General features: G+C 54.0%; 9 protein-coding genes. 6 read left to right on the top strand and 3 right to left on the bottom strand.

Annotated elements, in window-relative coordinates; genetic code table 11:
• Positions 1-123: 123 nt before the first annotated feature.
• From AB7E14_RS13400 to AB7E14_RS13425, 6 genes are all read left to right on the top strand, one after another.
• Positions 124-828, top strand: a complete 705-nt coding sequence (locus tag AB7E14_RS13400; protein WP_042999431.1) for a fimbria/pilus periplasmic chaperone — start codon at positions 124-126, stop codon at positions 826-828.
• 72 nt (positions 829-900) lie between these two features.
• A complete protein-coding gene (locus AB7E14_RS13405) occupies positions 901-3528 on the top strand; it encodes a fimbrial biogenesis usher protein (protein WP_316962046.1) in 2628 nt (875 codons plus the stop codon).
• Between the two features lie 10 nt (positions 3529-3538).
• The gene (locus AB7E14_RS13410; protein ID WP_044327018.1) at positions 3539-4066 is read left to right on the top strand and encodes a fimbrial protein; all 528 of its coding nucleotides are present in this window, start codon (positions 3539-3541) and stop codon (positions 4064-4066) included.
• A 12-nt stretch (positions 4067-4078) separates the two neighbouring features.
• Entirely contained in the window at positions 4079-4579 is a 501-nt protein-coding gene (locus tag AB7E14_RS13415; protein WP_044254116.1) for a fimbrial protein, read from the top strand.
• Between the two features lie 16 nt (positions 4580-4595).
• The gene (locus AB7E14_RS13420) at positions 4596-5501 is read left to right on the top strand and encodes a fimbrial protein (RefSeq protein WP_042999427.1); all 906 of its coding nucleotides are present in this window, start codon (positions 4596-4598) and stop codon (positions 5499-5501) included.
• Between the two features lie 16 nt (positions 5502-5517).
• Positions 5518-6939 (top strand): EAL domain-containing protein, encoded by a 1422-nt coding sequence (locus AB7E14_RS13425; RefSeq protein WP_316962047.1) that lies wholly within the window; start codon positions 5518-5520, stop codon positions 6937-6939.
• Here the strand turns inward: AB7E14_RS13425 and AB7E14_RS13430 are convergent.
• From AB7E14_RS13430 to AB7E14_RS13440, 3 genes are all read right to left on the bottom strand, one after another.
• Positions 6924-7835, bottom strand: a complete 912-nt coding sequence (locus AB7E14_RS13430; RefSeq protein ID WP_044327020.1) for a LysR family transcriptional regulator — start codon at positions 7833-7835, stop codon at positions 6924-6926. The genes AB7E14_RS13425 and AB7E14_RS13430 overlap by 16 nt on opposite strands.
• Before the next feature lie 109 nt (positions 7836-7944).
• Positions 7945-9708, bottom strand: coding sequence for a sulfatase (locus AB7E14_RS13435; RefSeq protein ID WP_316962048.1), 1764 nt, complete (start codon positions 9706-9708; stop codon positions 7945-7947).
• Between the two features lies 1 nt (position 9709).
• Positions 9710-11060, bottom strand: a 1351-nt coding sequence (locus AB7E14_RS13440) for an MFS transporter (protein ID WP_428169594.1), incomplete at its 5' end; no start/stop codon positions are given.

Genomic DNA, 11060 nt, shown 5'->3' on the forward strand with positions numbered 1-11060 from the left:
TACCGGACGTCAGGTCACCGGTGGGGTCGCGAATGCACAAGCCTGGTTATCTTTGACCTACCAGTAACAACCCCGCAGAGATAGCAAATACAGGAAACGACGGTGAATACAGCAAGGATAAACATGAAAAAAACACGCACCATGATGCGCAACCTGCTGGGCGGGATGCTGATGATAGCCGTCATGGGATTATTCACACCGGCTGAAGCTGGCGTTGCGCTGGGGGCAACGCGGGTGATTTATCCGGCGGGTCAAAAACAGGTGCAACTGGCGGTCACCAATAATGATGACAGCAGCACGTATCTGATCCAGTCCTGGGTAGAAAACGCCGAGGGCGTCAAAGACGGACGTTTTGTGGTCACACCACCGCTGTTTGCCATGCAGGGAAAAAAGGAGAACACCTTACGCATCCTTGATGCAACCAACAATCAGTTACCACAGGACCGCGAGAGTCTGTTCTGGATGAACGTCAAAGCCATTCCGTCGATGGACAAATCCAGGCTCAGCGATAACACCCTGCAACTGGCCATTATCAGCCGTATCAAGCTGTATTACCGTCCAGCCGGTCTCGCGCTGCCGCCAGATCAGGCCGCAGAAAAACTCACTTTCCGCCGCAGCGCAGGCACGCTCACATTGATCAACCCAACGCCGTACTACCTGACGGTGACCGAACTCAATGCCGGCACCCGGGTACTGGAAAATGCCCTTGTGCCTCCCCTGGGCGAAGCCCGCGTGAAGTTGCCAGCCGATGCGGGCAGCGAGATTACTTATAAAACCATTAATGACTATGGCGCACTCACGCCGCGCATGAAAGGCGCACTGCGATAACGAACAGGGAATCCGCGTGATCCCTGAATAAAAAAAGAACTGACAGCCGGGCGATTTTGAACCGGAGGGACTATGTCATATCTGAAACCTGGACTCGTCCACAGGCGGCGTTATGCACCACTTTTGTCAGGCGCAATGGCGCAGATCCCCTTTGCCTTTTTGCTTGCCTCACACACATTTTCCGCGCAGGCAGAACTCTATTTTAACCCGCGCTTTCTGGCGGACGATCCGGCTGCCGTCGCGGATCTTTCCGGTTTTGAAAAGGGACATGAGCTCCCCCCCGGCACATATCGCGTCGATATTTATCTGAACGAGGGGTTTATGACCACCCGCGACGTCACTTTTCATGCCAGCGACAACCACCGCGAACTGACCCCGTGCCTGACGCGTGAACAGCTCGCCGCAATGGGGCTGAACACCGCTGCCGTCAGTGGAATGAACGTGTTGGCAGCGGATGCCTGTGTCCCGTTAACGGAAATGATCCCTGACGCCACCACCCGTTTAGATGTGGGTCAGCAGCGGTTGCATTTGACGATTCCTCAGGCCTTTATGGGAAATCAGGCTCGCGGTTATATCCCGCCGGAACGCTGGGATCATGGGATTACCGCCGGGCTACTGAATTACAACTTCACCGGCAACAATGTCCAGAACGACGTCGGCGGCAGCAGCAACTACGCCTACTTAAACCTGCAAAGTGGCCTTAATCTGGGCGCGTGGCGTCTGCGCGACAATACCACCTGGAGCTACAGCAGCGGCGGGAGTGCCTCGAGCAATGAAAACAAATGGCAGCACGTTAATACCTGGCTGGAAAGAGACATCACGCCGTTGCGCTCACGCCTGACACTCGGCGACAGCTATACCAACGGCGATGTCTTTGACGGTATTAACTTCCGCGGCGCGCAGCTCGCATCTGATGACAATATGCTGCCGGACAGCCAGAAAGGCTTTGCCCCGGTGATCCATGGGATTGCGCGCGGGACGGCACAGGTCTCCATCAAACAGAATGGCTATGAGATCTATCACAGCACGGTACCGCCTGGCCCCTTCAGCATTAGCGACCTGTATGCCGCGGGTAACGGCGGCGATCTGCAGGTTACCATCAAGGAAGCCGACGGGAGCAGCCAGAACTTCACCGTTCCCTACTCCTCGGTCCCGGTGTTGCAACGTGAAGGCCATACCCGCTATGCCGTCACCGCCGGAGAGTACCGTAGCGGTAACGATCAGCAGGAAGAACCGACCTTTTTTCAGAGCACTTTACTCCACGGCCTCCCGGCTGGCTGGACCTTGTACGGCGGTACACAACTGGCAGACCGCTACCGCGCCTTCAATCTGGGGGTGGGGAAAAACATGGGGGTGCTGGGGGCGCTGTCGGTGGACATCACTCAGGCCAATGCCACTCTGCCCGATGACAGCAAACATCAGGGACAGTCGGTGCGTTTCCTCTATAACAAATCACTCAGCGACGTTGGCACGAATATCCAACTGGTGGGCTATCGCTACTCCACACGCGGGTATTTTAGCTTTGCCGATACCACTTACCGTCGGATGAGCGGCCATGACGTCGAAACGCAGGATGGCGTGATACAGGTTCAGCCGAAATTCACGGACTACTACAACCTCGCCTATAACAAGCGCGGCAAAGTGCAGGTGAGCCTGACCCAGCAGTTAGGCCGCACCGCCACGCTCTATCTGAGCGGAAGCCACCAGACTTACTGGGGCACCGACAGCGCTGATGAACAATTGCAGGCCGGTCTGAATACCGCCATCGGCGATATCAACTGGACGCTGAGCTACAGCCTGACCAAAAACGCCTGGCAGGATGGTCGCGACCAGATGCTGGCTATTAACGTCAATATTCCTTTCAGCCACTGGCTGCGCTCGGACAGTCAGTCCGTCTGGCGACACGCCAGCGCCAGCTACAGCATGTCGAATGACCTCAACGGTCGAATGACCAACCTGGCGGGGCTGTATGGCACCGTGCTGGAAGACAATAACCTCAGCTACAGCGTGCAAACCGGCTATGCGGGCGGTGGTGAAGGTAACAGTAACAGCAGCAGCACTGGCTATGCCACGCTGAACTATCGCGGCGGTTCTGGCAATGCCAACGTCGGTTACAGCCGTAGCGACGGACTCAAACAGTTCTATTACGGGATGAGCGGCGGCGTGCTGGCACATGCTAATGGCGTCACGCTGAGCCAACCACTCAATGACACGGTTGTGCTGATTAAGGCTCCCGGCGCTGAGGGCACGAAAGTGGAAAACCAGACCGGAGTACGCACTGACTGGCGTGGCTATGCGGTGCTGCCTTACGCCACCGAGTACCGGGAAAACCGGGTGGCGCTGGATACCAATACGCTCGCCGATAACGTTGATCTGGATGAGGCAGTGGTCAACGTCGTCCCCACGCACGGCGCGATCGTCCGGGCGGAATTTAACGCCCACGTCGGGATGAAACTGCTGATGACGCTCATCCATAACGGCAAGCCGGTGCCGTTCGGCGCAATGGTAACCGCCGACAGCAGCCAAAGCAGCAGCATCGTCGCCGATAACGGTCAGGTTTATCTGAGCGGTATGCCGCTGGCAGGCAAGGTTCGGGTGAAATGGGGTGACGGCGCAAACGCCAGCTGTGTGGCGGATTACCGCTTATCCGCAGAAAACCAACAACAGTTGCTCAGCCAGCTCACGGCGCAATGCCGCTAAGGACAAGATGATGAACAAACGTCTTTATCTGCTGGGTGCCGTCTTCTCGCTGGTCAGCGCCAGTGCGTTCGCCGCCGACAGCACAATCACGATCAGCGGAAACGTCAGGGATAACGCCTGCGCCGTGGCGGGCGAATCGAAAGATTTTACCGTCGATTTGCTGGATAACGCCGCTAAACAGTTCAGCCATATCGGCGCTACCACGCCTGTCGTCCCGTTTCGTATTGTGCTTTCTCCCTGCGGCACGTCGGTCACGGCGGTAAAAGTCGGTTTTATCGGTATTGCCGACAACGATAACACCCGCTTATTGAAACTCGACAGCGGAACATCGGCGGCGGCAGGAATGGGAATCGAGATCCTCAACGGCCAGCAAACGACACTGCCGCTGAATGCCGGGTCCGCCACCCTTCCGTGGACGACCCTGACGCCCGGTCAGACCAATACGCTTAACTTTTATGCCCGCCTGATGGCAACGCAGCTCCCTGTCACGCCGGGACACGTCAATGCAACAGCGACATTCACTCTTGAATTTCAGTAAGCGGAGGCTTTGATGAAATGGTTTCAACCCCGGTGGCTACTGACAGTCATCCTTGCCGCTTCTGCTGTTGTGCAGGCGGCTGACGTGACCATTACCGTGAACGGGAAAGTGGTCGCCAAGCCGTGCACAGTGTCGACCACCACTGCCACCGTCGAACTGGGCGATCTCTACACCTTCAGTCTGGTCAATGCCGGTTCCTCCTCCGCGTGGCACAGCGTGGCGCTTGAGCTAAGCAATTGTCCGGTGGGCACCTCGCGCGTCACCGCCAGCTTCAGCGGTACCGCCGACAGCACGGGCTACTACAAAAACCAGGGGACTGCCGGAAATATCCAGCTTGAACTCCAGGATGACAGCGGTAACAGACTGAACACCGGCGCGACAAAATCAGTGGTGGTGGATGACGCCTCGCAATCCGCCCGTTTTCCTTTGCAGGTCAGGGCGTTGTCGGTCAACGGCGGCGCAACCCAGGGAACGATCCAGGCGGTGATTAACGTGACCTATACCTATGCATGACCAGGAGAGTATGTTGATGAAAAGAGTCGTAACCCTGTTGACGACACTGTTGCTGATGGGCTGGTCAATCAATGCCTGGTCCTTTGCGTGCAAAACCGCCAGCGGCGCGACCATTCCCATTGGCGGTGGTAGCGCGAACGTCTACGTTGATCTCTCGCCTGCGGTTAACGTCGGGCAAAACCTGGTGGTCGACCTCTCAACGCAGATTTTTTGTCATAACGATTATCCCGAAACCATTACCGACTATGTCACCCTTCAGCAGGGGTCCGCTTACGGCGGCGTGTTATCGAGTTTTTCCGGCTCCGTAAGATACAACGGCTCCAGCTACCCGTTTCCGACCACCAGCGAAACCGCACGGATGATCTATGACTCGAGAGTCGATAAGCCGTGGCCGACCGTCCTGTATCTGACGCCAATCAGCTCTGCGGGCGGCGTCGCAATCAGTGCCGGAACGCTTATCGCTAAACTCATTCTCCGCCAGACCAACAACAAAAACAGCGATGACTTTCAGTTCGTCTGGAGCATTTATGCGAACAATAGTGTGGTCATTCCGACTGGCGGCTGCGACGTCTCCTCCCGCAACGTCACGGTTACGCTGCCGGACTATCCGGGCTCCGCCCCCGTTCCGCTGACGGTCTACTGCGCGCAGAGCCAAAATCTGACGTATTACCTCTCCGGCACCACCGCAGATTCCGCCAATTCGATCTTTACCAATACCGCGTCGTCTTCGCCCGCGAAGGGCATCGGTGTTCAGCTCACGCGCAACGGTACCATCGTCCCCGCCAACAGCACCGTGTCATTAGGCACGGTCGGCACCTCTGCCGTGAGCCTCGGCTTAACGGCCAACTACGCACGAACCAGCGGACAAGTGACGGCAGGCAATGTTCAGTCAATCATTGGGGTGACATTTGTTTATCAGTGATGTGGGGAAGCCGGGGATGGACTACATTTTGTCCCCCTGCCCCTGTGCCGCCGAAGGTCTCGCGAGGATGATGACGCCAGACCGCCAGCGTCTGGTGCTGCTTAATTCGCTGTCGCTGGATATCTCAACGCTTCCTGCACTGGCGTCAGCACGCCGGATCGTGGTGTTTCTTCCTGACGATCCCCTTTGGCTACTCACCACGTTGCAGCAGGCGGCGCTTCTGCTGGAACAGGCCGCTGTCCCCCTGCCGATGCTTATCCTCAGCCGCTGTCCTGACCGTTGGTTGTGGCACACGCTGGAGCATCTTGTGACGCGTCGCCGTCTACTGACGGAAATCCGGGCCGTCGCCTCGGATTTACCGACACGTTGCATTGCCGCGCTATTGCGCGGGCACGGGTTGCAGGATGTCCCTCCTTTGGGCCAATGCGCAGATAACCAGACGTTGATTTATGGCAAGCCGACAATCGGCCTCAGCAAACCAGAGCTCAACGCCATTGTGGATTTGCTGCACGGATACAATATCCCTGAACGGGCGCAACAGCGAGGCATAAGCCAAAAAACCCTTTATAATCAGAGAACTTCAGGACTTAAAAAGATGGCGGAACATTTCCCGCAACTGGCGACACACTTTCCCGGCAACCCAGAAACCCGGCTGAGCAGAAGCGGTAGCGATGCGTTATCCGCCTTCGAACGTGAATTCGTCCATGCCATCCGTTGCCGACAACTCTTTCCGGTATTTCAACCGATTGTGGATAGCCACCACCGTTTACAGGGGATGGAAATTCTCTCACGCTGGCGGCGCGAGGGTACGGTCCTGCAACCCGGCGCATTTTTGCCGCAAATACGTGCTGAATACGCCTGGCAGGTGCTGACCGCATTTGTTTTGCAGGAAGCGATACAAAAAATCAACCAGCATCCCGGGGAGTTTTATTTCTCACTTAATATCCCTGCCGCCCTCGCCAGCCATGAATGCCTTCCACGAATGCTGGAAGCGGCGAAACAGCAACTGGTGTCGCCACAGCAAACGGACAGACTGGTGCTGGAATTTGCTGAGACCATCGAGTTCAGTCAAAGGGGAAAAACCGCCGCGAACATCGACAAATTAAAACGGCTTGGCTTTCGAATTATGCTCGATGACTGTTTCTCACAAGGCAGCGTGATGTTTCCGGTCAGGCAGATCCAGTTTAACGAATATAAGCTGGATATTTGTATTATCAATGAGATGCAACGCGATCCACACGCGCTGGCGCTGATAAAAAGCCTGAACTATTACTGTATGCTGACCGGCAGTCGCTGCGTTGCCGAAGGGGTCGACAGTGAAGAGAAATTTAATATATTGAAAGCATTAGGTATCGATCGCTTTCAGGGATACCTCATCTCCCCGCCAGTAGGCGGGAATATGCTTGAACGGTTTGTGGACCGCTACATATCATTCTGATCAAACATGCTTTTTGACGAAATGATGGTCTCAATAAATTTTTTCTTATGGTCATACTTCAGCACATCGTCTATGTACATGATGCCGGTATCAAAGGAGGGAATGTTCTTCGCCAGATTGAGGCGACGCAGACCACGGTGACGCGCTTCGGCTTCCAGATGTATGGAAAGCGCCAGAATGCATTGCGTCTGTTTCGCCAGCGCAATAGCATTCGATACCGAACAGACTTCAAATCTGACCTTTTCTGGCGAAATAGGACAAAGCAAAGGATCGTTAAACTCTTCGTTTTCCGATTCATGCTTAAGAATGACCCACTCACAGTGATTAAGCTGCGCTTCGGTAATCTGCGGCACGTACGCAAGCGGATGATCGCTCGCGCAATACAGGACAAACCGGGTCGTGAAGATGGGAAGGTAATTTATTGCCGCAATTCTGTTTTCCGCAGCGGGTATCGCCCCTAACGCAAGATCGCATTCGCCTTTCAGTAAATGCTGTTGCCCCAGTGCAGTATTACTGTTTTTGATCACCATCCGAATTTGCGGATACAGCCTCACATAGTCCTTCATCAGATGAAATAAGACGCCATGACTCCACGCGTGCCCGCACTCGATCACCAGTTGCTGTCTGTGGCTATGCTTTATCGCATCAATACTGAGTAAAGCCTGCTGGTAATTGCGATCCAGCAGGCAGGCATGCTGATACAGGCTTTCGCCATAAACCGTTAAGGAAATCTTTTTCCCCTCACGGAACAACAAAGGGATCCCCAACTCCGACTCGAGTCGTTGCATATTTTGGGTTAGGGTCGGTTGAGAGATAAACAGACTTTCCGCCGCCGAGGTAAAGGTCTTTTTATCCACCAGCACTTTGAACTGAAAAATTAATTTGTGTAAATACATTCGCCTCACCACGGTTTCCGGGATTGATAATGCCTGCCTGATGCGTAGCGATGAAAATAGACGGGAGCCCCGGCAAAATCGGGCTCCCGGATGAGTGAGGCATGCAGACTCAGTAGGGTTTATTGAACAGTCCGTATAGTGCCGACTCATAATCACCGCTGTCATACAGCGCTTTCACCGCCTGCTTTGTGATGCTGCGCTGCCCGGAGATCGTTGCCAGATCCTGAAGGAATTTATCCCCTCCGGGGCAGGCCGCTATCTCAAGGAGCAATGCCCGGGTATCCGGATGCATATCAAGGCAGGCAAGAGAGCCTAAATACTGCTGCATCACCCGTTTGCGCATTTCATGTTCCTGTCGCACGAACTCCGCGTCAATACGCGCGTCGTCGACGGGGATCCCCAGACGCCGCCATTCATCTTCCGGAGCCTGCGCCTCACGCATTGCCTGCGACAGTTTGCGGATAAACAGCGCTTCACGTTCAGGATCGCAGAGCGGATGCTCCTGCTTCGCATCGTGAGCTAAATCGAACAGCAAATTGCCGTGCGCATAAGAACTGTAAAAACCGGCGGAACCCGGGATTTTCAGCACCGGCGTCTGGTGGGTGAAGACAAAACCAGGATGTAGAGTGGCTTCCTGCAATTCAGCGAGATTAAACATCCTGCGCATGCGCATCGGCATCAGCGTGTACTCGTATAGCGGGGTATTTTCCGGCGACTGACTCCCTCTCATATAGACATAGCGACCATCGGTGATCGACACATGCGCGCCGAAATAGCCAAAAATAGCCTCTGATTTAATCGGCATTTGTCGCGCTATGACCGGAGACAATGCCTTGCCTGTCATGTTGTGCGTTTTCTCAATGCCAAACGCCTCCAGCAACGTCACCGCCAGATCGTGCATCTGCGCCAGTTGGGTTCGCGACTCGCCAGCCCGTCGACTTCTGGGATCCCAAATAAAGAAGGGGACATGCGCAATCTCGTTATACACCGGCATAACGCTTTTCCCCGACCACTCTTTTTCACCAAACATAAAACCGTGGTCGGTATTCACAATAAGCATTGTGTCCTGCCACAGATGATGTGCGTCGAAAAAGTCCAGCACCTGGCCAAGATATTCATCGCACATCAACATCAGCGCCTGATAATGCTTTTCACCGTTCACCACTTTCTGCGGATTATTGATCCTCTCTGTCGAACTGTATTCCGGCCAGTCGTCAGGGTTATTGACCAGTTCAGGATCGACCATGCGCTTGAAGCGATCCGGCACATAAAAGGGCTCATGCGGATCAAAACTCTCTATTTGCAATAACCAATTATCCTGCTGATAGTTTTCCGCCAGGAAAGCCAGCCCGGCCTGATAACAGCGCGCCTGCGGGACATCTTTCTCTTCACGCATATAACTGCGGTTAATCTGATCGTGCTCGATCATATTACGGCGCAGCGGTTCGGCGTTTTTCCATGAATCCAGTTCACGGGCGCCATCGAAGCCAATCTTCGCTTTCCAGAGATCCCCCTCCTGTCCGCGCATAAACTCATAACTGCTGTAGCGATTATGGTAGGTCGCCCCGCCATCTTCCCAGTAGTGCTGATGGTCGGTAATTAAATGGCAATAGACGCCGTGCTTTTTAATGATTTCAAAAATAGAGTCATCAAAGGGTTCCAGCGGCCCCCAACTGCGATGCAGGAAATTCAACCGTCCGGTATGCAAATCGCGTCGGGCTGGCATGCAGGGCATTGAGCCAACATAGAAATTATCAAAACGAACGGTTTTCCCCTCCAGTCGTTTAAAATTAGGCAGAGGAAATGCGTCGGCCTGATAAGCCGGGAGCTTATTACGACGCAGGGTATCAAACATCAGCATAACAACTTTCATATTACTCTCCATCCCCGAGCAGTTTCATGCAGATCGCCTGATGTTTTTTTTTGTTCAGGGTATAAAAAATCATCGAAAACAGTGACAGGAGTTGCCCGCAAACCGGCGTCAGGACCATCAAAATAAGCAATCCATGTAATGTTCCCGCCGTTTGCGCCTGCGCGCCGGGTAGATAACCAATAAGATCAAGGACGCCGCCCAGCACAAAGGCACCCAGCGCAGAACCAAATTTGTTGGAGAACGTTAATGTGGAGGAGGCAATTCCGGCGGCATTCTTTTTCGTTTTCCAGCGTAATTCATCCGCGCAATCAGTGACCATCATCCAGGTAATCAGCGACCCGCCCTGACAAAACGCCATCACGCAGGCGAGAAGTATCAAAGTAAAGGTGACATTTTCAGGCGAGAAGGTGAGCCAGAGTATCAGCGAGGGAACCATGGCAATAAAACAGATGATCACAAATGCCGTTTTATTTCCATAGCGAGATACTAACCACTTAACCAGCAGATATATTGATGCGCCAAACAGCATATTCAGTAATGCTCCCGTCGCAACCAGCTTTGTATTGTGGAGAACCCACGTATAAAACTGAACGGTCACCCCGGCGGTAATCGCTAAGGACAGCGTGTTCGCCGAAGAGGCCAACGCCAGGCATCCCAGTGAACGACTACGAAAAGCCAGCGACAGCTGTTTGAAAACGGCCACCACAATATTCTGCTGTTCGCCCGACGGGTCGGTCTGTAATCCCTTTTCATCGTGCACAATACGTTGCCAGTTATCCTGTCTGCGGGCGCCGTAAGCGCAAATCCAGAATCCCAGCGTGGTCACAACCCCAAATAAAATGCCGAGGTAGTGATAGCTATGAAAATCAACCACCACATTGCCCGTCGCATCCCGGGTCTGGCTGAATGCAGATAAAATATAAATGCCGCCCGCGCTGACGATAAACTGGGCGATAATCCCGGTAAATTGCTTGAATAACACAATATTACTGCGTTCATTGACCTTGTCTGTAATGTAGGCCGTTAATGAGTGGTACGGGATATTCGACACGGTAGAGACAAGGGAGTAGAGCATATAAACGCAGGCGATATAAACTATTCTGCCCGTCGTGGAGAAATCCGGGGAGGCGAAAACCATCCAGGTTGTAAAACCCAGTACCGGCGCCGATGTGATTATCCAGAAGCGGTATTTACCTAGTCGCGTCCGGGTTCTGTCACCCATCGCGCCCATCACCGGATCGATAAACGCACCAATCCCCCGTGCGGCAAGCGTGATGGAGCCCACCGTGGCCGGATTCACACCATAGACATCAGAAGCATAGGTAATAAAGAAAACCAGCATCGCGTAAAAA

This window comes from Citrobacter sp. (assembly GCF_050252275.1).
Lineage (GTDB): Bacteria > Pseudomonadota > Gammaproteobacteria > Enterobacterales > Enterobacteriaceae > Citrobacter_A > Citrobacter_A amalonaticus.